The sequence below is a fragment of the Pontiella sulfatireligans genome, assembly GCF_900890705.1.
Lineage (GTDB): Bacteria > Verrucomicrobiota > Kiritimatiellia > Kiritimatiellales > Pontiellaceae > Pontiella > Pontiella sulfatireligans.
In genome coordinates this window covers 1,849,723-1,876,594 of sequence record NZ_CAAHFH010000001.1, presented here as the reverse complement: position 1 = coordinate 1,876,594, position 26,872 = coordinate 1,849,723, and the positions used below count along the sequence as shown (strand labels likewise).

Sequence of the window (26,872 nt, the reverse complement as noted above, 5' to 3'; positions counted from 1 at the left end):
TGACCTGAACTTAATTGGCGTTTATCGGTCAAAACCGCATGAATCATATTGGCGGCAGGAATCCGGTTTAATATTTTGACAGACAAGAGGCGCACTAATACTTGCAGGTAGTAGTTGACAATGACCCAGTACAGATATATGAGTGATATAGATAATGGGGGGCATCGCGAGATGGATGCCATTTACGGCATGCAAGTGGGTCATTTGCAGTAGGTAAATTAGAAAAAGAGGTTATGATGAAATTTTCAGCATCCATACAAAGTGCAGTATGTGCACTCGCGTTATTGGCATTGGGTACAAGTGCGGCGTTGGCGGGCACGTTGACCATCCAGGAAATCAATCAGATCGAAAGCGCCTTCGGCATCACGCTCACCGCGCAGGAAAGAACGGATCTCGGCAATATTGTAAAGCCGGATGGGATCGAAGCCTGGCGATCCGAGGCGCAGGCGCGCATCGATGCCCACCGCAAGGCAAATCTCGACATTCAGGTGGTGGATTCCCTTGGCAACCCGGTTCAGGGAGCGCAGGTGGAAGTCAAATTGAACAAGAATGCCTTTAAATTCGGCGGCGTGGCGACCGCAGCAGATTTGACCGACGGGGATGGAAACCTTTCCGCTGAGAGCCAGACCGCCGCCTACTGGCAAAACTTTACCTCCAATATGTTCAACTCGGTCGGGTGCAATAATGCATTCAAACCCAAAATCACCAGCCAGCACAGCGATCTTCCTGCCTTTACGAATTGGGCAGCGAATAATAACATCGATGTGCGCGCCCACCTTTTGATGTGGCCGGGCGGTGGAACCACGAACGATCTCGGCGGTGTGGCCGGCACGGATTACGGCGACCACCTGTCGACGGACAGCACCTCCGACTATGCATCGTATGATATTCGGGGCGCGATTGAAACCTATGCAGGAAATCAAAGCGTTGCTAACAGGAATGCGCTCAAGTCGGACGTTGATGGTGAAATTGCGGAATGGGCCGGGCGGTGGAATGTCTACGAATGGGACGTCATCAACGAAACGCGAGGCAACTATCTGCTTCAGCAAATCCTCGGCTATGGCCAGGAAACGGAGTGGTTCAATATTGCCTCGAACAATATGGCCGATCCGGACACCAAACTCTTTATCAATGAAAATCAAATCATCTCTGCCAAATCGGCAGCGCTGAATTCCACTTATTACACGGATCGCCGTGACATCTATTTCACCACCATCGACCGTTTGGTGGCTAGCAATGCGCCGATCCATGGCGTTGGCTTCCAGAACCGCTACAAGTGGGAGCATATCGATCCTGCGGATGTATACAGCCGTTTGGATGATTTTGGCTCCCGCTATGGCTTGCAGCTGGCCGGAACCGAGTTTGAGATCAAACACGTTGACGGAACGTTCACTCCCTCTGATTACACCCGTGCGCAGATGACTGAAGAAACCATGACGGTCTATTACAGCCATGCACTCGCCACTGGGCTGAACGCCTGGGATTATATGGGGGAATCGCCCTCCGTTGCTCCTGTCACGGCTGACGGCACAAACGAATGGAAATCGGCCATGGCCTGGTATGATGGCACCGTCAAGCTCAATGCCTTGGCCTGGTACTATGTCCACCGCATCCGCTACAACTCCGACGCTGAGCTGGCCTCCGGCCTCGATGGCCAAACCGGACTCCGCGCCTTCAAGGGCGACTACGACATTACCGTCAGCTACAACGGGCAGGAAACCACCTCCTCTCTGAGCCTGACCAACAGCGAATCCGTGGTCATCACGCTCGGTTCTGAGATTTCAGACTCCACCGCCTCCACGGTTGTGGACGCATGGAGCTATGACGGATTGACCAACGGCGCGGGTCTGGCCGAAGGCGTCAGCACCGGCCTGGTCGGCGGCGTAAACTTCGGAAATGATGCGTTGGCCTCCATTCAGAACGAGGCTGTTCGATGGCAGTCCGACGGGGTAGATCCGAGCGTGTTCCAAGGAAGGAATCCTTCAAGCTATGACGGGGCAAGCAATGGCTTGTTCCAGCTTTCCGTCGATTATCTCGCCGGCGATTTTTCCGCCACGGCCGCGCTGACCAACGGCATCGGCCGGGTCGGTTTTGGTGTGCGCAGCGACCCCGGCGGCGCCGACCTCGATGCGACGTTCCGGGTGGTGTTCACCAGCGGTGGCGGCTCCAATGCGCTGTACCGTCTGGAGACCACCGATGACCTCGGCAACAATCAAAATATCGGGACTTTCTCAGGATCGACCCTTAATCACCTAGGCGTTCGTGCGGTTTACAATTTGGACAATGCCGGCACTGCCGGATCCTTCAAGGTCTATTACCGCCATGACGGCGGCAGTGAGGTGGAAGCGCACGTTGGCCAACTGCCGGCCGGCTTCAACCTCGATCAGCTGCGCGCTGTCGTGCAGACCTACAACGGCGGCGCCAACTGGGCCGTCGGCGACCAAATTTTTACAGACAACCTAATTCTGGAAAAACTAGGCGAAGCGCCGGCACCGTTCTTTACGGTTGACCCGATCAATAAACCGGATGCGGCTCAGGATACAGCCTACACCGGCCAGACCATCGCCGGCACCGCCTCCAATGCGGTAACTTATGCCAAGGTGGCAGGGCCGGACTGGCTGTCCATCGCTTCCGACGGCACGCTCTCCGGAACCCCGGCGGGAACCGATGTGGGCCAGAACAGCTGGATCGTACAGGTTTCCAACGGGTTTGATGCCGACACCGCCGTACTGAAAATCAACGTCACCGGAGCAGGTGGCGGTGGCCCCGGTGGAAATATTGGTATCATTGCTGGATACCCGATCACTAAAACCGATGATGCAGCCTCGGATACTATTTTCGCGGGAGTGGAAGTGGACGCCGGCGATGTGGTTTGCATCGCAACGGCTCCGAATAAGACAACCTCCGCGAACCTGCTTTCGCTGACATGGAGCGGAACGGAAGGCGTGGACGGTCACTCAACGACCATCAACCCGGGGGATAACGACGGTCGTTCCTGCTATGTTTTCTATACGGAAATCATCAACTCGAACTCCTACACCTTTACCGTTGATGCCGCTGTAGTCGGCCTGACCGCCCAGAGTTCGCTCTTTGTGCTGCGCGCAGGTTCGGGGCTCATTGAAGTGGGCGATGAGGCGACGCTTAATGCGAACACGGCATCACCCGGATTGTCCTACGACTTCTCACCGGAAACACTCCCGGAGTTTGCAATAACCATTGAGTCGTATGCTGCTAAGAACGGCGCAGCGCTTTCGAAGGCTTCGGGCTATGCTGAAACCCAGAATGCGAATGGACGCCACATAGTTTATAGCACCAATGTGACGGGCTCGGTATGGAACAAGGCACACGGCAGTGATGCGGGTGCTCTCAACTATGTGGGGGCAGGCGCAGTCTTCTACGAGAAGACCAGCGGCGCGGCAAACACGCCTCCAACATTTGGAAGCGATCCGATCGAAGAAGCGGGTGCCTATGTCGATACCGCCTACACCGGCAGTACGCTGGCCAGTCACGCTTCCGACGGTGATCTTGATGCGATGACCTTCAGTATTGTTTCCGGTCCGTCGTGGTTGACGGTAGCGCCGTCCACCGGTGCGCTCGCCGGCACGCCGCTGGCGACCGATCTGGGAAGCAACAGCTGGAAGGTATCGGTGTCCGATGGCACGGCTACCAACTTTGCCACGCTGCATATTTCGGTCGGCACCTTGGTAACCCCTTATACCGGAACCAATGTCCTGTTCATTGCCATCGACGACATCAATCCGATTTTGGGCTGCTACGGTAACACATTGATCGAGACCCCGAACATTGATTCGCTGGCGGCGCGGGGCATGCTCTTTGAGAATGCGCATTGCCAATGGTCGGTCTGCGGACCGTCGCGCGCCAGCCTGATGACCGGGCTCATGCCGGAACAGGGCGGCGTGATGGGATTCGTGAAAATGCGGGGCGATGCCGTAAACAATGATCGCGACAACGATAAAGGAGTAACCAATCTGGTGACCATCCCGCAACACTTCATCAACCACGGCTATGCAACGGCTGCGAGCGGAAAAATCAACGACTATCGCTGCGTCGGCACCATCAATCCGGACGGCACCATCAGCGAAGATGGCGGCAGCGTAGATGATCCGCCGTCGTGGTCAAATGGCTTTTCCAGCCCCAGCGGGGTGGGCAGCACGACCGCGGTGCGGACAACCGACGCGAAAATTGTAAAACTGGCAGCCGAAAGCGTCGCTCAGCCGGGTGCCGACTTTACAGACGGACTGATTGCCACTGCTGGGTTGGCTCAGTTGAATGCTCTTGCGACCGGCAACAAACCGTTCTTTCTCGGGGTAGGCTTCAAGAAGCCGCACCTGCCGTTTCTCGCGCCGGCATCCAGCTGGAGTCTCTATGATGACAGCGCTTTCAGCCCGGCCGCATTCCCAGACAAAATGCTGAACGCGACAACGTATACCTTCAACAACATCCACGAATTGCGGGATAACTACTATCTGGAATTAAGCGGCACGAATGCGCTGCCGATTACCGACGGCATTCTGCCGGACGATCAGCAGCGGACATTGCAGCACGGATATTATGCCTGCATCTCCCACGTCGATGAACAGGTCGGTCGTGTGCTCGACGAGCTGGATGCCCTCGGGTTGGCCGACAACACCATCATTGTGCTGTGGGGCGACCATGGGTTCCACCTAGGCGACCACAACGAATGGGGCAAGCACAGCAATCTAGAGCAGGCCACCCGCGTTCCGTTTATCATCAGCGCGCCGGGATATCCTGCCGGGCAAAAAACAGACGCGCCCGTCGGGTTGTTGGATATCTATCCGACCTTGTGTGAACTCGCCGGGCTGCCGGTTCCCGAACAGCCGCCGAATGCAGCGGTTGCAACCAACCGCCCGCTGGCCGGCCTCAGCCTCGTTCCGGTTCTTGCAGATCCCGATGCACGGGTTCAGACCGGAGTCGTGAACCACTACGGCAGCGGAACCTATGGTTATGCCTATCGCACCGACCGTTACCGCTATACCGAGTGGATAGATGAATCCGGAACCGTCCAGGCTCGTGAACTCTACGACTATGAACAGGATCCTTTGGAAACCATCAATCTGGCCGGCGAAACGGGTTATGAAGGATTGGTCTATCAGTTCTCCCGTTCCATGCGCTACCCGACTGAATCCGGTGGTTGTGATCGTCTCAAGGCCAGCACGGCTCCGACGGCTCCAGCCAATAAATCGCTGGCAGGACTGGTGCTGGATGGCGATCAGGTCTCGTGGCCGGATGCTGCGGGTGTAACCTATAATGTCATGACGACCACCAATCTGGTGGACGGCATCTGGACGACCAACCAGACGACCGAAGCCGACAGCTATATCTGGCCGATGGCAAAGCCGGAAGAATTCATCCGGGTGGATGTTTCCGAGTAGCACAAATTAGGATCAAACTTTTCAAGCCGTTAGCGGCTTAAGGTTTGTATGGATGCTTTCGTCCGACTTGTGGAGCAGAAGCCGGGCGTTTCCCATAGCGGGATTGGACAGGAGATCAGAATGAAAAAATATTTTATAGCGGCCGTCATGGCAACAGGTCTAAGCATGGCTGCACAGGCCAAGCAGCAACCCAATGTGTTGTTCATTGCGATCGACGACTGCAAACCGGTCTTCGGCTGCTACGGCGACGAGTTTGCCCAGACGCCGAACATCGATAAACTGGCCGATCGGGGAACGGTCTTTCTGAACAACCACTGCCAGTGGTCGGTTTGCGGGCCGTCGCGCGCCAGCCTGATGACCAGCCTGATGCCGGAGACCACCGGCGTGATGGGCTTCAAGCAAATGCGGGCCATCCTGCCGGATCTGGTCACCCTGCCTCAGTATTTCAGAAGCAAGGGGTATGAAACCGCCGCCACCGGGAAAATTAATGACAACCGCTGCGTCGAAGGCGGCCGCAGCGACGACGACCCGCTCTCGTGGTCGGTTCCTTACTCGTGGGGCGTTGGAAAAGGATACAATCCCAAGGGAAAGGTTTCGTGCGAAGCCTCGACCAACGACGAGGCGGCACACGATGACCGCCAGATTTGCGAGACCGGGATCGAACGGATGAACCAGCTCGCTAAGGGCGGCAAGCCGTTCTTTCTCGGCGTGGGCTTCAAGAAGCCGCACCTTCCGTTCATTGCACCCAAAGCCTATTGGGATCTATACAATCGGGCGGATGTGAAGCTGGCCAGCTTTCAGATGAAGCCGAAGGGCGGAACCCCGAATGCGTGGGACGATTCCGCCGAACTGCGCGGCCATTCGGACATCCCGAACAAGGGTGATATACCGGAAGAAAAACAGGCCGAACTGATTCATGGCTACTATGCCTGCGTTTCCTTTGTCGACACGCTGATCGGCCGTTTGACGGCAAACCTTGAGTGCCTCGGGTTGGCCGACAACACCATCATTGTTATTTGGGGCGACCACGGTTTCCATCTCGGCGACCATGGCAAGTGGGCCAAGCACACCAACATGGAGCAGGCGACTCGTTCGCCGTTAATCATAATTCCTCCAAAGGTTGGAAAAGGCACAAAGACGGCGCTGCCGTCCGGATTCATTGATGTTTACCCGACGCTGTGCGAACTGGCCGGCCTCGAAATTCCGGGTCAGGTGCAGGGCAGAAGTCTGGTGCCGATGCTGAAAAATCCGAAGACCTCGGTGCGTAACGGAAGCATAAACCTGATTCGCCGCGGCGGTATGACGGGGTATGCCTACCGCACGGAGCGCTACCGTTACATTGAGTGGGTTAAAAAAGGTGAAGTGGTCAGCCGCGATCTTTACGACTACGAAACCGATCCGCTCGAAACCGTGAACCTCGCCGTCGATGAACGCTCGAAGCCGCTCATGAAAAAACTGGCCCGGCAGATGCGCGAAGAGGGCGTCGGCTGCACCATGCTGCTGAAGAGCAAGTAGAGGTTGATCATGAAGAGGCTTAGATTACTGCTGGTGGCTTTTGTCGCATGTGCGTGGGTCCATGCCGATCTATCGCATACCGTTCAAAGCCTGAATAATCTAAGCAAGACTACATTCGCCTCCACCGGTACGTTGTCGGTGGTGAAGGGCGATGTCGTGGTCATGGCCGTGAGTTCGAACAAAAGGGGCGGCGTAGTGCCGCTGACGTTTAGCTCCACCGCCGGAACATTTGTCGAAGCGGATGCCCGTTCGCAGTTGGGTACAGACCCGAACCCGAATTCCTATGTGAGCTATTTGACCATTGATTCCCCTGGAACCTTCGACTTTGTGGTCTCTCATGCCGTCTCTATTACGGCGAGCGTTTGGCTTTACAAGCTGACGGCGGACAGCGGAAACCTTGCCTTTCTGGATAGCGATGCCGTTGAGTTTAATTCAGATGCAAACATAAGCTTGCCGATGAGCTATGGCTGGGATGGAACCACCTATGATAACATCGTTGTCATCGAGTCGGGCTCGGCTCTTAAAGGGGTTCTGGACAATACCGTAACAGGTGTTTCCGGCTCGCGTATCACCAGCCTTTCCGAAACCAATGGAACGACCGCGGCGAGCGCATGGAGTTTTACGTACGACCCTGCGAATCTCGGCAAAAATTCGGGTTCGATTGCGGGAGTGGCTTTTGCCGAAATCAGCAGTGAACCCCTGCCTCCTATATTTATCACTGATCCATTGATTGGAACATCTGCTGTAACAAACCAACCCTATACCGGTTCGATCGCCGACCAGGCATCTGATCCCAACGGCGATCCCATGTTCTTTTCAGTTTCACCTTCCAACACCTGGCTGTCTGTAGCCGCCAACGGCGAGATTTCCGGCACACCGCAGGCCGGCGACCTCGGAACGAATCACTGGACGGTTTCGGTGACCGACGGCATCAGCGGCACCAATAGCGCGACGCTTAAAATTTTCGTGACGGCTCCGCAGACGAGCCGGACCAATATTGTGATGATCGTAGTCGATGATCTTGGCTGGATGGATCTTTCCATCCAAGGGTCGGAATTTTATGAAACACCGCGCATCGACGAGTTGGCCACCTCCGGCATGCGCTTCACGCAAGGCTACGCCGCGCACCCGCGCTGTCTGCCGTCGCGCTACGGCCTGATGAGCGGCCGTTTCCCCGGCGCCAACGGCGTGCCGGGAGGCCCTGAGAGCAACCTGCGTCCTTGGGACACGACCGTCGCCGAAGCGCTTAAAGCGGGCGGCTATGCCACCTGCTTCGCGGGCAAGTGGCATCTGATCGGGACGCACGGCGCCGACAACCTTCCGCAGAATCAGGGCTTCGATGTCAATTTTTCTGGAGGCAAGCCCGGTGCTCCTCCGACCTATTTTTATCCGTACCGAATGCCGGGCGTTGCTGCGCCGACCAGCGAGCTGGCCACCGACGCGCTTTATTTTGAAGAGGAGGGCGTGCCCGGTGAGTATGTGACGGATCGCCTGACCGACGAGGCGCTTGATTGGATGTCGTCAAATGCCGACCAACCGATGTTCCTTTGCATGTGGCACTACGGCGTGCATACGCCTTACGAAGCACCAGCTGGGCTGGTGGCAAAGTATGAGGCCAAGCTGGCAACGATGGACTACGGCGATCAGCCGGAATACATCAACGTCGGCGTAGGCCAGCAAAAGATGCGGCAGGATCATCCAATCTACGCGGCGATGATTGAAAGTGTCGATACCAACATTGGCCGGCTGATGGACAAGGTGGCCGAGCTGGGTATCGCCGGAAACACGGTCTTTATTTTTACGGCCGACAACGGCGGGCTTTCCAATCGCGGCGGCTACAACGGTCGCGAGCTGGCGACGGCCAACCTTCCACTGCGCACGGGCAAGGGTTGGCTCTACGAGGGCGGCATGCGTGAAGCGTTCATTGTGTCCGGTGCAGGCGTGGCAACGATGGTTAATTCAAATGCGGTCGTCAATGGAACTGATATTTATCCGACCTGTCTGGAACTGGCCGGCCTGCCACTGCAACCAAGCAATCATCTCGATGGCGTCAGCTTTGCTTCTGCTCTCGATGGATCGACCTATGACCGCGGCGAACCGATCTTCTGGCACTGCCCGCTCGCGCGGCCCTATTCGACGGGCGATTTTGATTCAAGCGCCATCCGTGACGGCGACTATAAATTGATCTGGTGGTACACCACGCCCGGCAAAAACTACGAGCTTTACAACGTCAAACTCGACAAAGAAGAAGCCTTCGACCTCTCGGAATCGATGCCGGAGAAAGCGGCCGAGCTGCTGGGAAAACTTCAGGCGTGGCACGCCGGTGACAACACAGGCTCGGGCGTCATCACCAAATCGGATGCCGATGATGTCTCCAAGCCGCCGCAGGCCTGGCTCGACGATCCAACCGCCCCGGCTACGCTTCTTCCAATGTCTGGAAACCTAAGCTTGTCGTGGGGCGATTATCTGGGCTTCGACTACGACCTCTATAGCCGAACCAATCTCACCGCCGGCACGTGGATGCCGGAAGGAACCGGAATCACGACCAACGAAGCTGTACTCCCAATGGTTGGAAATGAAGGGTTCTATAAAGTTGATCTGGTGCTCCAGCCGGAAAGTTGAAGTGGACAAAGTATAGATGAGGCATCCTGCCTCGTTGTGCGCGCAAAGAGCGGTTGCTCTGTCACAATGAGGCAGGGCGCCTCGTCTATTTCAGCAGGAAGGAAAATGGGCGAAAGGAAAGGTCGGTTGGTTTGAGCTGGTCAAAGAGTGTCAAGAATACGTTCTCGCGTGGTGGATTTATGATCCGCCACGCAGCGCAGTATGCTGTTCAGGGTTCCGATTTTAAGGCTCTTGTGTGCAGGGATGGCAATCCGCTGATGGGAAGGATCTTCGGTTTCAAGAATGATGTGGCTTCCGGTTTGGTGTATTTCCTTATAGCCCCATTTCCGGCAAAGGGTTCGGGCAAGCTTGGTTCCGCCGAGATCACGAGGCAGCTTCATGCAACCGCCATCACCTCGTCCCGTACCATGCGCAGGTGGATCGAATCCGGTTTCGGGCTGTCAAAGAAGAATCCCTGGACGGCATCCTTGACCTGCTCGCGCAGTTCCTGCCATGAATCGCCCTGGGTAAAGATAGCCTCGGTCAGGCATTCTGCGGAATACCCGCCATCGGCATCTTGTGTGACCTCGAATATTAACTCTTTCATGAATAGGAATATATATGCACGGGTGTAGTTTCTGCAAGTTGATAAATAGAGCGGCTGTACATGGCCTGAGCGGCATGGTCTTGGCCCCCCTGTTTCTCGGAGCGCTGACGGTTCAGGCTGAAAGGATTCCGATGGGGGGCGAGGAGCTGTCCTTTGAACAGGAATTCCTTGAGTGGGGTGTTTCGGGCGGCAAGCGCCAGTCCGTTGAAAAAAAAGTTCGATCCGCTTCCGGGATTTCGGCGAAAAAATGCGTTGAACTAAAAATGACGGAACGTACGGACCGAATCTTCGACATTCAGTACAATAACCGCATTGCCGGTCGGATTGAAAAAGACGATGTGCTCCTGTGTTCTTTTTTTGCGCGTTGCCTGGAGTCGTCCGATGAATCGGCACTTGGAAAAATCCTGGTTACGTCCTCTATCCGTTACAAGGAACGGCCCAGCAACTTGTTCACTAAAACCTATACGGTCGGCAAACGATGGAAACATTTTCTGATTCCGCATACGGCTCCGGTGCCGGGTGATGCCGGTTGTGCAATTGGCTTCCGGTTGGGCGGGTTGAAGCCCCAGACCATCCAGATCGGCGGGTTCGAGATTATAAACTACAAGAACAAGCGGATGATGGATGAACTGCCGATTACGGAAACGCGCTATGAAGGAATGGAGCCCGATGCTCCTTGGCGCAAAGCCGCACAGGAACGAATCCGCGAGCACCGCATGGAAAACATGCTGGTGGAGGTGGTCGACCGGCAGGGGCGGCCGATTCCCGGAGCCCGGGTGCAGATGGAGCTGAAGAACCATGCCTTCGGCTTTGGGGCGGCATTGTCGGTTAATGCCATGTTTAATCCTAAAAAGCCGGAGGAATCAAAGCGGCATCAGGATGCGGTGGAAGATTTGTTTAACAAGGCTGTTTTTGAAAACCGGATGAAGTGGCGGTTTTATCGGGATAATGACGAGCAGCTTGAAGAAGCGATGGCCTGGTGCGCGGCTCGGAATATTTCGATGCGCGGGCATGTGATGGTTTGGCCGGCGTGGAAAAGGCTGCCCAGCGGCATGGAGGAAAAGTGGGCCGACAAACCGGACGAGTTCAGGCGGGTCATTGAGGAACACGTAGCAAAAATGGCCACCCAGTATCCTGACACCTTTGCGGAATGGGACGTGGTGAATGAACTCTATTCGCAGCATGAGTTTGTGGATATGTACGACAAAGACGTGGTGGCGGACTGGTTCCGCATTGCCAAAGAAGCCAATCCCAGCTTTAAGCGTTATGTCAACGACTACGGCATCCTGTCTGGAAGCGATGAGGCTCATCAGAACAACTATCATGAGTGGATTGGATATCTGCTGGAGCAGGGCGCGCCGGTCGACGGCATCGGTCTGCAGGGGCACTTCCGCGCGCCCGTTCCGCCGGAGGAAATCCTGCGCCGTCTTGACCGCTTTGGCGAATACGGGCTGGAGATGCAGATTACGGAATTTGATTTCGAGGAAACCGACGAGCTGCTGCAGGCGCGGTATGCGCGCGATTTCATGACGGCCGTTTTCAGCCATCCGCAAACAACCGGCATCATGACCTGGTGTGTGGGGGAGCTGTCTTCTTCAAAGCCGGCCGCGGCATTTTTTACCGCGGACTGGAAAAAGAAGCGCATCGCCCTAGCTTGGGAACACATGATCGAAAAGGAATGGCACACCGAGAGAATCAGCCGGACCAATGCTGAGGGTTTAGCCGGCGTTCGCGGTTTTCTGGGCGACTATGAAATCACGGTTTTGTTTAACGGGAAGACCAAGGTCGTTAAGCACGAGCTGCTCAAGGGTTCCGACAAGGTTGTTGTTAAATTTTAAAGCGGAGTTCCAATGTTCAAGATACAGTTGTTGTTTCTGGTGTGCCTGACGGCCGTTGCTTCTGCCGATGACGTTGTGGTGCTCGACAACGGGGTGATGCGGATGGAGATCAACCGGATGGGCGGTGCGGTTTCCAGCTGCGTGCTGGCCGGGAGCGAGTTGAACCCTTTCAGCTGGCGGGCCAAACGCTGGAACAAGAATGACCGCTCCGTCAAAGAAGGACTCTTCACCTGTTTTGATCGGCTTGGCCAGCCCTCCCCGGAGGACAAGGCGCGGGGTATTCCGTTCCATGGGGAGGCGGCTTCGGTTGAGTGGAAGGTGCTGGGGCGAGAGACGTCCGTTGCGGGACACCTTCTTTTACGGATGCAGTGCATACTTCCAATCGCTGGAATGACGCTGGCGCGGGAATATTGCCTGTTCAAGGATTCATCGGTCTGCCGGGTGCGCGATCGCATTCGAAATGATAATCCGTTCCCCAAAACCTACAACCTGTTGATTCATCCGTCGCATGCGCAGCCGTTTTTGAGTCGCTCGGTCCTGGTGGACTGCAACGGAGCAACGGGCTTCGTGAATTCGAAAGAACCTTCCGAGATCCCCGGCGATCCGATCTGTTGGCCGGAAATCGAATATCAATCGCAGCGCCTCAACTTGAGAACTATGACCAACGGCGTTCCGCTTGTGGTGAACTATCTGTGCGCCAAGGATGTCACCGAAGGGTGGGGATGCCTCTCCAATCCGGACCTTGGATTAATGACCGGATTCATCTGGCCGGTATCGGACTATCCCTGGACGCGCATCTGGCAGGAGTGGAAGGATGGCGCACCGTCGGCGCTGGGCATTGAATTCAGTACGACGCCGTTGGGCTTCCCGCTGGAGGAGATCGAGCGGATAGGCCCGCTTCTTGGCCATCCGACCATCGAAACGCTGTCCCCCGGCGGAGAGGTCACGAAGACGTTCCATTTTTTCCTGTTGGAAATCCCCCGTGAATTTTCGGGGGTCGGCGTGGTACGGATCGCCGACGGCAGCTTGATCGTCGAGGAACACTCGGGAGCCGACAATCGGTGCTGGGTGGTGCCCTTCGCCGAGTGATTCGGTTTTATCTATTTCGATTAGGGCACCGGACAGGTGCCCTAATCGGAAGTATGCGAATATTGCAAATGAGATTCGTGGGCAGATTGAGTCAGGGCGCTTAGCGCCCGGAGCACGATTGCTGCCGGCGAAAGAGCTGGGTGACCACATGGGTTGCCATCAGCATACGGTTCGGCATGCGTTGAAAATGCTCATGTGCGAAGGGTTTCTTAAGTGCGTCAGCGGTACTTACGTGACTGACATGCCCAGCAGGCTCAACGAGATGACGACTCTGAATCGATAATCTCAATCTTGCTTCGCAGCTCATCGACAATATCGTCGGGGTAGTCACCAGTTGTCATAATAACGCGTTGAACACCCATTTCCTCCAGCTGCTTGATCAATATCCGTCTGCGGCTTGTTTTTACCCCGGTCATGTTCAGTTCTTTGACATGAAGTCCCTTGAATTCGGCGAGGGTCAGTAGCGGTAGATTGCTGATATCCATAGAGTATGGCTCCAACGGCTCCAGTATGTTGATTCTTAATAGCCCGATCCCGCTTAAGGAGAAGATTTGGTAGGACGATCCTGTCAGATCGAGGTGGTGGCCATTGGGGCGCTTCTCCAGCTTCATGGGGTGTTTGGATGTCGTTGGGTTTATCCGGTTCACTTTGTCGAGCATGGCCATGGCCAGCGGGAGATAGGCTTCCGGAGTTGGAGAGGGTTTGCGCATTATGTAATAATAGTAGAAATAATTTATGGCCTTGTTTAGGCTCATGGTTTCTTCTACCAGTTCGGTTGCTTGTTGCAGGGAAAGCATGCGCCGATCATTGGGCTTGAGCGTTGCATATTTTTTACTCAGTTGCCAGGAGTCGAGGTCAATCGGTTTGCTCGGTTTGCTCTCTTCAAAGCACTCGGATGCGGCATTAAATTCCTGCAGCACAAAATGTGCTGTCCCTTTTTTCACTAAAAGGTCATTCCGTTTTTGGGGCTCGGGATTTTTATCCAGCGCAATTTCAAGTGCACGGATCATTTCACGTGCCTTTGAGTAGTCACCGCTTTGTGCGGTGAAATGGGTAGTGTCGGATAGCTCGATTCCCAGTTTAGCCACTTCATCCTGCTGTTCACGGTAGAGCCGGAAGTTTTTTTCTGCCTGTACGCGAGCAGACACCGCGGCTGCCTTTTGGCGATTGAGTTTGACCATGTTTACGCTGATGACCGCAGCGAGAAGGAGAAGGGAAAAGATAAGCAGCGCGGCATATTGGTTATGGCGCTTGATTAGCAGAGAAAGGCGGGTGCCGATTCCTGCACGTTCTGCCTGGGTAGGAAGGCCGTTGAGGTAACGTGTGATTTCAGCGCGTAGTTCTACGACAGAAGGATATCGATCCGAAGGATCCAAAGCCATGGCCTTGATCGACACAGTTGCAAGCCCTCGCGGAATCTTCGCTCCCTTGCGGCGGGAATGGGGCGGGATGATTTTCCCGGCCTTGGTATTTTCGATCAGTTCGTTTGCAGAGTTTCCAGACACCGGAAGTTCATACGTCAGGATGTTGTACAGCAGGGCACCCATGGCATAAATGTCCGTTTGAAATATTTTGTCCCCTTGCGAGCGGGTCTGCTCCGGAGCCATGAAGCCGGGTGTTCCTTTGAGCATGCCGGTCTGGGTCATGTCATTAAGGATATCGCCATCCAGCGTGCCCGTATCGGTGGTGGTCATATCGGAGTAGAGAATCCGGGCCAGCCCCCAATCGCAGATGAACACCTCCCCGAATTCGCCAACACGAATGTTGTCTGGTTTGATGTCAAGGTGCAGCACGTTGCGTGAGTGGGCGTAGGCAATGGCATCGCATATTTTCAGAAATAGGTGCAGCAGAACGCTCAAGGGATAGCGGCGTACATACTCCTCGTTTCCCTCTCGCAGTTCTTTGATGACGGTTTTGAGGCTGTCGCCAGGTATTAATTCCATCGTAAAGAAGGGCACGCCCTCGGGATCGATACCCATGTTATGCACCGGCACAATGTTCGGATGGGCGAGGTTGGCCTCGAGCTGGGCTTCTCGCAGAAACTGCTCCTGGTCTTGCCGGTTCTTTGCTTTGATCGCGCGCGCCATGGCAATCTGGCGGTTCAGGCGGTGGTCATGCACGCGCGTTACCCGTTTTTCGCCGCCTTCTGCAATCAGATCGATTTCCTTGTAGCGCTCTTCACTTTCTTCGAGTGAATTCAGGATGGGCAGAAGGGATTCTTCCTCTTCGTCGGGCAGGTCTGAGGATTTCGCGTCGTAAAGGTCGAGCACCCGTTCGTTTCGCGTAAGGAGTTGATCCTCCATATTCGGATGCTTTTCGTCGCCCACGTCTTTTACTCCAGTTCTTCGCGCAATTGCTCAATCTCAATAATTAGACGTTTCTTAACGCGGTTCTTCAACCGGTAGACCGAATTTTCCTGTAGGTCGAGCTGCTTCGCAATGGCCTTGATGTCCATGCCATCCAGGCTGCGTTGGAACACTTCGATCGCATGTCCGGAGAAGAGCGGCTTAATGTTTTCGAGCGCGAGGTTGGTGAGGTGAAGCTTCCACTCTTTATCCGCAATCTTTTCGATGTCCGGCAGGCTGATGGTTTTGAGATAAGTGAGGTCGTCTTCCTTTTCCGCCTTATGCACACGCTCGGTGTCGCGGGTTCTCTTCCTGATAAAATCGAGTACGGCATTTTTTGTTATGGTCGAGAGCCAGCTCCGGAAGCGTCGGATATTTTCAACATCGGTGTTCGGCAGTTTGTTCCACATGCCGAGCAGTACCGTCTGGGCAATATCGTTGGCGTCATGTTCGGAAATGTTCATGCCACGGATGATGGCGTAGATATATCGCCGGTAGATGCGGTCGAAGTCCTCCCACGACGCATCATCGTGCTGGTTCTTGACCCGCCGGATGAGTGTCGCCCGCGTGCGGTTGGGATCTTCGGTCTCGGTTGTTGGCTTCTCGTTCATAATTTTTGATATCTGAACCATACACGGAAATGAGTGAGCTGTCAGGTGGTTGTAGTCCCAAATGAAAGCAGGAGTATCAAAAAACATACGGGAAGTATAACAAATATATAACAAAAGCGGGGTTTTAGACTGAATGAGTCCATAAAACAAAAAAAACCATGCTTAGCGTGTCCATTATATCACTTCCACCCACGTCAATAAATTGTCACTAGGAAAGTATGGCATAACTAGATAATCCTAACAGGAGGAGAGAACATGAAGCGGTTGTTACCAATTATACTATGTGCGGGAATGATATCCGGAGCATCAGGTTTGATTAATACAGACTTCTCTGACTATACAGAGGGAAATATTACATTGAACTCGGCTTGGACATCGATGCCGGAAACCGGCGCAGAGGCCTTCTATATGAGCGGCGGGGTGGCGGATACCGCGCCTTATGCCGGCAGTTTCGATATGACCAATGGGAATTATGTCTATCATCCTGCAACCCTTGGAAATGCGGAAGATGACGAATGGGTAGGCGTGATGGATTTTTCATTGTCCACAACCGCAAGTCCCGGAACCAATATCGCCCTTTTGGGGGGTGCCCATGACTTTTTTGATATCGGATTGACCGCTGCAGCAACCAATGCGTTGGATTCTGGCGATGACGAAGATATCACCATTCACTTGCGCTATAAAAATAATGGGAATACGCAGGTGACGCTCAGCAAAAGAGGAAACTATCAGACTCTCGGAGAGCTAAGCGACGAAGCAATTGGATGGGATCCTCAGCTTCTGGATACGAATAATGTTACCGCAGATTTTGAAACCGATCCATTAAGCCTCACTTGGACGTTGCGTAAAACACGTATTGCCGATACCTATTCCGCGGTTGCCGTCTTGTCCAACAAGAATACCGGTGCGTTCTCCGTATTTGATCCGTCCATAAACATTAACACGATGGTGAAAAGCAATGCCTATGATGCTGTGAGTATGACACTGGCCATGGGGCATGATCGCGATGCGGATGACGGGGGAACCGCCCCTTTGATCGATATCGCCATTGACTCTATGAGCGTCGATCAAACCAGCGGCAATGCGCCGGTTCTCGAATCTCCGGTGCTGACCGCCAATGGCGGCAATAATCTGGTTGATCTCAGCTGGACCGCCTCTTTAGAGGCCACAAGCTATCAGGTTTTCCGCTCAACAACGTCTGGAAGCTTTCTGGATCCAGCGATTGGAACCACGAACGGCACCTCCTTCGTGGATACAACTGCTCTTAACAACACGACCTATTATTATTTCGTGCGGGCCAGCGCAACGGGAGCAACCGATGCGGATTCTGCGGAAGTCTCTGCTGAGCCGCAGTCAGCAGCAACCGGATTGATTGTAGATACGGACTTCTCCGCTTCCGATGCCCCTGCCTATGCCGATGGAAATATCGACGGTCAGAACCGTTGGAAGGATGCCTCTCTAGGAACTTCTCCGGTATTCGCGATCACCGATGCTGCTGGTTCCGGATTCGCGGATTCCGAAGCCTATACCAACAACTTCGACAATACGTTGGCCAATGACGTGTACTACAACACCATCATGTCCAACAACGTGGGCGATGAGTGGACGGGATCGATCACCTTCCAGCTCAAGGCTCCGGCAACACCCGGGCAGGAAGTGATCAGCACTTTTGATGTCTATGATGAATCAGGCACCAATGTGGTGGGTTCGTTTACGGGAACCAATGATGTCGCGGGTCTTTCCGGTGGCGAACTGTTTAAATTCGGCCTGACCGCCGATCCAGATTCGGGATTGGATAATGCCGATAAAAATGACATTTTCTTCTATGTTCGAACGCAGGCTTCCGGGCGCATCGATCTGACCTTTAATCAGTCTAACAATACTCGTATTCTTGAAGCGGCGCGTGACGTTGCAGGCTGGGATCCAAACTGGGAGAATGACGGAAACGATGCCACCAACGGTCCGGATGCTGTGACCGATCCGATTACGATTAACTGGACCATTCGTAAATCATCGATCACCAATACCTACACGGCCGTGGCGGAGATGATCATAGGATCCTACACCAACGCGACTACCGTACAGGATGCCTATAACGGATCCACGGATGCCTACGGTGCTGATTTCATGTATTTCGGCATGGGTATTGGCGAAGATGCTGATCAAGGTAAATCGGATCAGGGAACTGGCACCGCGATTCCTACCAGCGTCAAGAGTGTTGCCATCGATTCATTCAGTCTGATCAAGGCAGATGACGTTCAGCCGACTCCGGTTGCACCGATTGTATTTGGAGAAGGCGGAAACTTTTCAGCGATCCTTACCTGGCAAGCCGCTTTGGAAGCCAGCAGCTATAACGTATATAAAGCGTTGGATATTGACGGGCCATACGGACTGCTGACCAACATAGCCGAGCTGGACTACACGGATTCCGATGGACTGTCTAACGGAACCACCTATTTCTACAAAGTGGCTTCGGTATATCCGACCGTTCCGGCGGAAGCGTTGTCTGACATCGTTCCGGTTCGTCCTTTGGCGGTTATTGTCAAAGGCTGGGGCCCAACAGGACTGGCCGTGACTGCTGATGTGAACGGGGATGAAGCCACAGATATATCTATTCCGGTATCTAGCGATGCGATTCTTTTCCGTGAAGCAAGCTGGTATCATGGACTCTTGACGTATGACACGAATGCGGTACCCCCGTTGGCGTCTATTTCGCAGATATTTAAACAGTCTACGGATTTGGATGTTGATTATCAAAACTGGCGAATCGACCAGACCGCCCCGTTAGATTACATTCGACTCCGTACCAAAAAAGCCGATGCGGGTTCAACGCTGTCTGTACTCTGCTGGTTCGAGGAAATCCAGGACTTCAGTGGCGTTGTGGCTTCCTATTCCGCTGAAGTTGAAGATTCTACCGGGTGGGGCGGAGGCGCATTGCATGCCGCAATCCGGAATGGTTCGATCTGGTATATCAGTCAGACCTCTATCAGTGATAAGGTGCCGCTTGTCATTTCTGATATTTCGGAGGAGTTGTGGACCACACTCACGCTGGCCACAGCTACGACGACAAATATGATGACGGTAGTGGGCAACTCATTTGGGACCGCACCGGCATTCAATGATATACAGGCGGTAGGATATTTCTCAGAGCTGGGTATCTATGTTCATGTTGAATCGTTTGGCGTCAGCGCCGGCGAGCAACCTACGTCGCTCCAGCTATGGACCGATGGATTCAATATCTACAATGCCGATGCCGAAGCCAATGCCGACCCGGATAACGACGGTGTCGTTAACGTACATGAGTGGGGAACCATGGGTGATCCGAGTGATCCCGCGGACAACGGTAAGCAGGATCTAATGTTGGGAGTGGATGAAACCGGAACCAATCTGGTCTATGTCTATCCGCGACTGGATAGCGAACCTCGTCCGGTCTACACGGTATTGGACACCGACAATCTGGTCTATATTCCCTTCTCTGAAGCCACGGATGCCGTGGAAGATGGAGCAGGCCCATGGAATCCGAACAACCCCGGTCTGGGATTGGATGCGGTAACCAACCTGATTCCTATCGACTTGGACGTGAAGTTCATCGGCCTGCAAATCACCGAGTAGGTCCAAACGGCGAAAGTTCCAATCACTGGAACTTTCGTCGTACACTTTTTTTAAATATAGGGTCGGATCGGCAGATCGGAGAGATAGGTTTTCTCGGTTGGTTCGATGAAAAAACAAGGAAAATAAAATGAATAAAATAACAGGCGCGGTTCTGGCAATCGCGGTGCTCGGCCTGGCCGACACGTCGGTGGCTAACGTTGATTGGGCTGCGGGGGCTACTGGAAATTGGACGAACGGGGCGAACTGGGTTGGAGGCAGCATTCCCGCTGCCGGCGATTTGGTTGAATTTAATGGCGGCAACGCGGTCGCCACGATCGATTCGGATGTCGGCACCTTTGCCAAGACGCAAACGGGCGATGTGGCAGGGAGTGGAACCGACACGATTAATGTGGCGACCGGCGGGTCAATCGGTTTCAGTCAATTGCGCCTGGCGAATGCAGCAAGCACCACTTCCATCCTGAATATTGATGGCGGGGCGGTTTCCTATGCGTCGGGAAATGCCGCAATTGGCTATTCAGGAACGGGCATCATCAATCTGGATTCAGGCAGTTTTACCTCGAGCATCGATCTGGATCTTGGAAGAAACTCGGGCTCGCGGGGGGAACTCAATATGAGTGGCGGAAATATGAGTGTCGCCGCCGATTTCATGATCGCTTCCTTCTCAGCGCCGGACAATTCCGGGCACTTCGGTATCACCGCGGGCACAGCAATTATTGGCGGCGATTTATCTGTCGGCATGTATGGAACCGGCACCGCAGTTCTTTCCGGCGGTTCCGTGACGGCAGACCGGGCACGGGTTGGTGGAATGAACACCGGCAGCGGAACCTTGACGGTCGATGCGGATGGACTGCTTACGGTCGGGCAACTCAACGTGGGTGGTTCGGCAGGACTAACGGGTGCCGCGAATCTTAACGGCGGTACCGTGAACGCCGACAACATCTCAATCGGCGCGTCGGGAACCCTGTCGCTGCTGTCTGCTGCTTCGCTTTCGGGCTTCACCAATATGAGCTTCTCGGCCGACGGGCTGCTGGTATGGGAAGGCGACCACACGGCCGATGTAGCGACTCTTGTCGCTGCGGGGACGTTAACCGGGAGTGGTGGGATTGTGGACATCAATACGCTTGATTTAGGAACGGACTACGATCAGGTATTTGGTACCGGTGACAATTTGCTGGTCTCAAAATTTGATGGAAGCAATACCTCGGTTTACACCGTTATTCCGGAACCCGCCACGTTGGGGCTGGTCGCTGCGATGGGCGCGACCCTGCTGTTCGTTCGCAGGGCATTCAGGATGTAGGGCAAGCCATAGCAAGGTATCGCATATTTGGGCCGAGGCTGGAGAAACCCAGCCAAGGCCCATGTTTTTATTAAGCAACGGGAATTTTGATATGTCATTTAGATATAGGATTGCGGGAAGCTTTGTTTTTTTATTGATGGGGATGATGTTGGCACAAGCCGCGCCTAATATTGTATTCATTCTGGCGGACGACATGGGCGTGGGGGATGTCGCCTCCCTCAACCCGGAAGCAAAAGTTAAAACACCCAATCTGGACGCCCTTGTTTCTGCCGGCATGAATTTTACCGATGCGCATACCTCGTCGGCGGTTTGCACGCCCACCCGCTATGGACTGATGACGGGCCGCTACAGCTGGCGTAGCCGCCTTAAAGAACGGGTGCTGAGCGGTTACAGCCCGTGCCTGGTTTCCAGGGATCGGAAAACCGTGGCCTCGCTGCTCAAAGAGAAAGGCTACAATACGGCGATGTTCGGCAAGTGGCATTTAGGCATCACCTGGACCAAAAAGGACGGATCCGTATTCACGGAACTCAAACCGGACGAGGATGAAGCCGAATTGAAAATCGATTTCGCTGCGCCGATCCAGTTGGGGCCGACTCATCTTGGATTTGATTATTTCTTCGGAACGGCCGCGTCATGGGATATGGCACCGTATGCGTTCATTGAAAATGATCGCCTGCACTATACGGAATTGATCAAGCACAGCGGTAAACTGGTTCCCGAGCCGGCGGAAGTCGTGGAGGCGCGCAGCAACAAGGTGCCTGCCGAAGAACTGAAGAAAATCAGCAATAAATATCCTAAAGCCTCGTGGCGCCCCGGACTGGCCGGCACAGGGGTTAAGCCCACTGACGCCTTGCCGGAAATTGCACGCCATGCCGCCCGGTACATCGATGACTACACGAGCGAAAAGCCGTTTTTCGTCTACATGCCGCTTACGGCGCCGCATACGCCTGTGGTTCCCAATGAACAGTTCAAAGGAAAAAGTCAGGCAGGTACCTATGGCGACTTTGTGCAGGAGGTCGACTGGGCCGTCGGCGAGGTGGTCAAGGCGCTGAAAGCCAGCGGACAGTTGGAAAATACCCTGCTGATTTTCACCACCGACAACGGCTATTCGCCGAAAGCCTTTCCCGATGCGCAAAAAGAACAATACGGGCATAATCCGAGCTATATCTACAACGGCTGCAAGGGTCGTTTGCTTGAAGGCGGCCACCGTGTTCCGTTCATTGCCACGTGGCCCGGCGTGGTAGACGCGGGAAGCCGAAGTGATGTGATGATTTGCCTGAACGATTTCTTTGCCACCTGCGCGGAAATTACAGGTTCGGAAATCCCTGACAACACGGCCGAAGACAGCTTTAGTTTTCTCTCCGCTCTGAAGGGCAGTACCACTCCGGTACGCGACACACTGGTCAGCCGCGACTTTGGCGGTTATCTCGCCATCCGTCAGGGCGGCTGGAAGCTCTGCTTTTCCAAAAATGCCAACGCCTACAAGCTCTACAATCTGGCGGACGATATCGGTGAACAGAAAAACCTGTTCAAATCCAATCCCGAAAAGGTCGAGCAGCTGACGGCAACGATCACGAAACTCGTGCAGGATGGCCGCAGCACCCCCGGTGCAAAACAGAAAAACGATGGTGAAGAATGGTGGAAACAGTTATGCTGGATCGTTCCAAACATTGGAAAATAAAGACCGTAGCTGTATTTCTTTTGTTTCCATCCCTTGTCTGGGCAGAGAAAATTCAGTTTGGCGGCCTGACGACAGACCTTCCCTATGCAGGAGCCTCCCGCGTGGTTGAATGGAATGGGGATTATACCAATCTGGTCAGCGCCACCGGCTCTTCAGGGAACGGCACGTTTGACGGGGCGGGCGCGGGCGCCAGCCTGACCTGTCCGGATGACGGGCTGGTAATGACCGCGATACAGATTACACAAGCGGACGGAGCGACCCCGGGAGTCATGAATGCCGGATCCCGGATCGGCATCGACGGCGGCCGTTCCGACTCCATCAATCCAAGCGAATCGCTTGCGCTGAGCTTTGATGCGGATGTCGAACTGATTGCCTTTGATTTTCAGGCGATCACCGCCTTGGATTTGTACGAGATTTCATGGAACGGAACGTCTGTTACAAATTCCGGCGATTACACCTTTTCTGCCGGCGTGGTGCTGACGGCCGGATCCCCGCTGACATTGCGCGGCCTGGTTTCCGGGGGTGACCTTGCTGATGCTAGAACAGATTCGTTTAACTTCGAAAGCCTGACTGTTGAAAGCGTCTCTTCGCCCGCCGTCTCGAACCTGATGCTGACCGTAACCGACCGGGCGGGAACCAACCGGACGGGCACCTTGCTGGTCGACTCCGACCACATCCATCTCGAAGTTTCATCTCCGACGAATATCACGACCTGCAACTACAAGCTTCTCTTTCAAACAGTCGAACCCTCCGCCGGGGAATGGAGTGCAGCAACCGCCTATGGATTCCTCGAGGATCTCTGGTTTTATCGCACGCCCACCAACCAGTGGGTGCAGATTTCGGTTTCCGATGCCTCTAGCGATGCCATCACCGAAGTGGTCGGTCTACAGGGCGGAACGCTGACTGCGCCTCCGGACGATCCGATCACCAATTTCGACTATGTTGATGCCATGGGAATCGGTCTGATTGTCGAGGCTGATTCGGACAAGGATCCGATCCCCGAGCTGGACGTTATTGAAATTAAAAAGGCCGGCTTCGGCCACGTGCGCATGCACATCGGCCGCTTTCTTCAGGACAAGATGACGCCGAATACACCGCAGAACAATCCGGAGTATTTCCAGTTGCTTGATCGGTGGGTTGAGCAGATCAGCCGTCACGGTATGTACTGCCACATCGGCAACAAGGGCAACGCCGAGTGGGAGCTGGCCAATGAGGACGATGGTTCCAATGTTTGGAAAGAAGGCTATGCCGCCGAGCACTTTGCCTGGTGGACCAACGTGCTCGACCACTGCAAGTTTGATTCACACCGGCTGGCCTACCATCTGTTCCTCGAAACCGGCGGCAACAGTTTCATGGGGGATGCCGCGTCACTCGATGCATTTCACGACAGTGTGACGAAAGAAGTCCGGCTGGTTGATCAGGGCCGGATGCTTATTTGTCCGCCGCCGAGCCTCAACAATGTCTTCCGGTTGGTGGAAATGACGTTCCCCTATGAAGACCACGATGCCGGCGACGGCATTGACACCAGCTCCGGCAATTACTGGTTCTCCGACTTCCACAAGAACTTTGCCGGCGGGCGCGGCTGGGTGCTCGATGAAGATAAGCAGATCGTTATCGACAACTTGAATGAAGCCAAGGACTGGATTGCGGCCAACAATGTGCCCCTCATTATGAGTGCCGTGCGCCCCACCGATTCCAACGCACGCCACGATGAATACATTCCGCACCGCATCCGTTTCGTCGAAAATCTCTACAGCCTTTGTGATTCCGCTGATATCCCGATCCGGATCACTTGGCTGAGCTACAACAACTACAACTTTACCCAGGGCCTCGGTTGGCGTCCCGGAATGCTGCCCGTGCTTGAAGCGATGAACCGCAGTGGAACCGCGGTTGCCTCCGATCCCGATGGCGACCAGATTTCCACCGACGATGAAATCAATCTCTACGGAACCAATCCGTACCTGGCCGACACCGATCAGGACAACATTCTCGACACGTACGAATGCACCATGGCCGCTTTCGATCCGCTCGATCCCTCGGACGGCGACCCGATGGCCGATCTGGGCATTATGGCCGATTTCGATGGTGACGGCATGGATAACGCGTGGGAACTGCTCATGGCTGTCAAGTGGGGCGACGACCCGCTCACGACAACCCATCTCTTCGATCCGCTCGACCCCGCGGATGCCCTGCAGGATGCGGAGAACGACGGGGTCACGAATATCTGGGAGCGTATTCTGCGCATTAATGCCCGCGACGACATTTCCTACAAGGATAACGATGCCACCTACGACTGGGACAAGGATGGCACAGATAACCTGACGGAAATCATCGCGCAAACCTGGCCGATGGAGGACGACAAACTCGAATTCGATTCCGACTACGATACCGTAGGCGGCGATGTGGACACCATGCCCTATATCCATGACCAGGGCCATGTGGTCGGCTATACCTATGGTACCGGCCTGTCCGACATTTCCAGTCAGGGATCCGACAATGATGGCGTGCTCACCGGCGGTGCAACGGTTTCCAATGGAATCGCCTTGTTGGACGGGGTCGATGACTTCATCGATATCCCAACCACCGATTTGGGCTCAAGCACCAACCGCTCGGTCAGCCTGCACTTCTGGTCGGCGCAATCCCACGGAACGCAGGTGCTCTACAAAGAGGGCGGTGCAGACAGCGGAATGTCCATTTATCTCAGCGGCATCACGCTCTGGGCGGGCGTCTGGAACCAGCCGCAGGAAACGTTTGTCCAGCTCGGAACCATTTTGCCACAGCAGTGGTATAGTGTTGCAGCCTCTTTTGAGTCCGGCAGCCTTTCGTGTTACTTCTATAATGGAAACAGCCGGCTTGTCTCAACCAATCTTACGACGTCGGTTTTGTCTATCGGCGACGCCGCGTTTCGTGCCGCGCTCGGCGGATCGGCCGATGCCACCCGTATCTGGAGCGGTTCTGAATCAACAATCGTATCCGATGCCTGTTTCAGCGGTCATCTGGATGATTCGCACATCTACAACCGTGTATTAGCCGAAGGTGAAGCCTCCCTGCTGGCGAGAAACGACCTTTATCCTGCGCGCCAGCCTGTTCTACCCGCCACGCTGCCCTATTTCACGGTTGATTCAATCGAGGCAGACGCGGTTGTCGGCGAAGCATTCAGCAGCGCATTGACCGCATATGCCATGGATCCGAATGACGATCCGTTGACCTTCTTGAAGCTCTCCGGTTCGGCCTGGTTGAATGTTTCTTCGAACGGAGTGCTGTCGGGGACGCCGGGGACAACCAACGTCGGCGTGAACCGCTTTATAGTGCAGGTTGCTGACAGCGTGCATGGCAGCGATACGGCTACGCTTGAGATCGAAGTGCTCAATCTTGCTGCGCCGATTCCCTTTAATGCCAACGACCGCGACACCTATGTGCAGGCCAATAAACCGGGCGACAACTTCGGTGATGATACCGGTCTTACGATGCGCAATTCCTCCAGCGGTTTTGCACGCGTTCCTTATCTGCAGTTCGTTGTTTCCGGCTTGACCAACCCGGTTGGAAAAGCTGTTCTCAAGCTACGATCCGATGATTCTTCAGCTCCGGTCAAAGTCTATGCGGTCGTCGATAACAACTGGACGGAGTCGAGTCTGGTTTGGAGCAACCGTCCGACCTTCGGAGTCGAAATAGGCGAGGGGACGGCAGTGGCCGGAAGTTGGTTCGAAATTGATATCACTGGCTACGTCTCGTCCAACGGCACGTGGAGCGTGGCGTTGGATGAGCAAGACAATCTGGTTACTAAGCTGATCAGCAGCGAAGGCGGCAGCGCGCCGGTTCTTGAAATCCGAACCGTTCTTCCAATGCTTGGAAACTTTTATGAGCAATGGGGCGCTGAAAACGGCCTGGTCTCCAGCAATTCCTCATATGATATCGATGCGGACGGCGACGGTCTGGTCAACCTTTTGGAGTACGCCTTCGGTGGCAACCCAACCACCGGAGCGGAAATGCCGCCGATTATTCCGACGGGCAAATTGGTGGCAAACGGCGGCTCCAACGTGGTCGACTATATCTATCGCCGCCGCGCGGATGCGGTCGCCCGTGGATTGAGTTACAGAGTCGAAACCGCAACAGATCTTGTTTCCAATGTCTGGAACACAAACGGGTATATCGAGCTGCCCGCCGCTTGGCTTGAACCCGGATTCGAATCGGTAACGAACCGAATGGATACCATTTCCGATATGCGGTTTATCCGCCTGAAAATTGAAGCAACGGAGTAGATA

14 protein-coding genes are annotated in these 26,872 nt (G+C 54.5%); 10 read left to right on the top strand and 4 right to left on the bottom strand.

The genetic code is table 11. The features are described 5' to 3' along the window. Positions 1-233 precede the first annotated feature (233 nt). The 3 genes from SCARR_RS06340 to SCARR_RS06330 all read left to right on the top strand — a co-directional run bounded on the left by SCARR_RS06340 (position 234) and on the right by SCARR_RS06330 (position 9,551). Positions 234-5,414, top strand: coding sequence for a sulfatase-like hydrolase/transferase (locus tag SCARR_RS06340; RefSeq protein ID WP_136060660.1), 5,181 nt, complete (start codon positions 234-236; stop codon positions 5,412-5,414). Between the two features lie 120 nt (positions 5,415-5,534). Further along, positions 5,535-6,929 (top strand): sulfatase, encoded by a 1,395-nt coding sequence (locus SCARR_RS06335; protein ID WP_168433057.1) that lies wholly within the window; start codon positions 5,535-5,537, stop codon positions 6,927-6,929. Between the two features lie 9 nt (positions 6,930-6,938). After that, the gene (locus tag SCARR_RS06330; RefSeq protein ID WP_136060658.1) at positions 6,939-9,551 is read left to right on the top strand and encodes a sulfatase-like hydrolase/transferase; all 2,613 of its coding nucleotides are present in this window, start codon (positions 6,939-6,941) and stop codon (positions 9,549-9,551) included. A gap of 140 nt (positions 9,552-9,691) precedes the next feature. On the opposite strand, the gene SCARR_RS06325 is transcribed toward SCARR_RS06330, so the two are convergent. Both SCARR_RS06325 and SCARR_RS06320 read right to left on the bottom strand, forming a co-directional pair. Next, positions 9,692-9,931: a type II toxin-antitoxin system HicA family toxin gene (locus tag SCARR_RS06325; RefSeq protein WP_136060657.1), complete on the bottom strand. Its 240-nt coding sequence runs from the start codon at positions 9,929-9,931 to the stop codon at positions 9,692-9,694. Then, the gene (locus SCARR_RS06320; RefSeq protein WP_136060656.1) at positions 9,928-10,137 is read right to left on the bottom strand and encodes a type II toxin-antitoxin system HicB family antitoxin; all 210 of its coding nucleotides are present in this window, start codon (positions 10,135-10,137) and stop codon (positions 9,928-9,930) included. Before SCARR_RS06320 ends, SCARR_RS06325 begins: the two co-directional genes overlap by 4 nt. A 14-nt stretch (positions 10,138-10,151) precedes the next feature. Between SCARR_RS06320 and SCARR_RS06315 the strand changes: the two genes are divergently transcribed. Genes SCARR_RS06315 through SCARR_RS29470 form a run of 3 tightly spaced genes read left to right on the top strand, consistent with a single transcriptional unit; the run spans position 10,152 to position 13,347 of the window. Beyond that, positions 10,152-11,975 (top strand): endo-1,4-beta-xylanase, encoded by a 1,824-nt coding sequence (locus tag SCARR_RS06315; protein ID WP_136060655.1) that lies wholly within the window; start codon positions 10,152-10,154, stop codon positions 11,973-11,975. A 12-nt stretch (positions 11,976-11,987) separates the two neighbouring features. Continuing rightward, positions 11,988-13,064 carry a hypothetical protein gene (locus SCARR_RS06310; RefSeq protein ID WP_136060654.1) on the top strand — a complete coding sequence of 359 codons (1,077 nt, stop codon included), beginning with the start codon at positions 11,988-11,990 and terminating at the stop codon, positions 13,062-13,064. Beyond that, positions 13,033-13,347 carry a winged helix-turn-helix domain-containing protein gene (locus SCARR_RS29470; protein WP_136062123.1) on the top strand — a complete coding sequence of 105 codons (315 nt, stop codon included), beginning with the start codon at positions 13,033-13,035 and terminating at the stop codon, positions 13,345-13,347. The genes SCARR_RS06310 and SCARR_RS29470 overlap by 32 nt, the downstream gene beginning before the upstream one ends. On the opposite strand, the gene SCARR_RS06300 is transcribed toward SCARR_RS29470, so the two are convergent. Both SCARR_RS06300 and SCARR_RS06295 read right to left on the bottom strand, forming a co-directional pair. Next, positions 13,319-15,391: a serine/threonine protein kinase gene (locus SCARR_RS06300; protein WP_136060653.1), complete on the bottom strand. Its 2,073-nt coding sequence runs from the start codon at positions 15,389-15,391 to the stop codon at positions 13,319-13,321. The genes SCARR_RS29470 and SCARR_RS06300 overlap by 29 nt on opposite strands. Positions 15,392-15,396: 5 nt before the next feature. Beyond that, positions 15,397-16,020 (bottom strand): RNA polymerase sigma factor, encoded by a 624-nt coding sequence (locus SCARR_RS06295; protein WP_168433056.1) that lies wholly within the window; start codon positions 16,018-16,020, stop codon positions 15,397-15,399. A 255-nt stretch (positions 16,021-16,275) separates the two neighbouring features. On the opposite strand from SCARR_RS06295, the gene SCARR_RS29665 reads away from it, so the two are divergent. From SCARR_RS29665 to SCARR_RS06275, 4 genes are all read left to right on the top strand, one after another. Then, positions 16,276-19,632, top strand: a complete 3,357-nt coding sequence (locus tag SCARR_RS29665) for a fibronectin type III domain-containing protein (RefSeq protein WP_136060651.1) — start codon at positions 16,276-16,278, stop codon at positions 19,630-19,632. A gap of 127 nt (positions 19,633-19,759) precedes the next feature. Continuing rightward, positions 19,760-20,929: a PEP-CTERM sorting domain-containing protein gene (locus SCARR_RS06285; protein ID WP_136060650.1), complete on the top strand. Its 1,170-nt coding sequence runs from the start codon at positions 19,760-19,762 to the stop codon at positions 20,927-20,929. A gap of 91 nt (positions 20,930-21,020) precedes the next feature. Next, on the top strand, positions 21,021-22,610 hold the full coding sequence (locus SCARR_RS06280) for a sulfatase family protein (RefSeq protein ID WP_168433055.1): 1,590 nt from the start codon (positions 21,021-21,023) through the stop codon (positions 22,608-22,610). After that, positions 22,565-26,869, top strand: coding sequence for a CBM96 family carbohydrate-binding protein (locus tag SCARR_RS06275; RefSeq protein ID WP_136060648.1), 4,305 nt, complete (start codon positions 22,565-22,567; stop codon positions 26,867-26,869). Before SCARR_RS06280 ends, SCARR_RS06275 begins: the two co-directional genes overlap by 46 nt. The last annotated feature ends 3 nt before the right edge of the window (positions 26,870-26,872 follow it).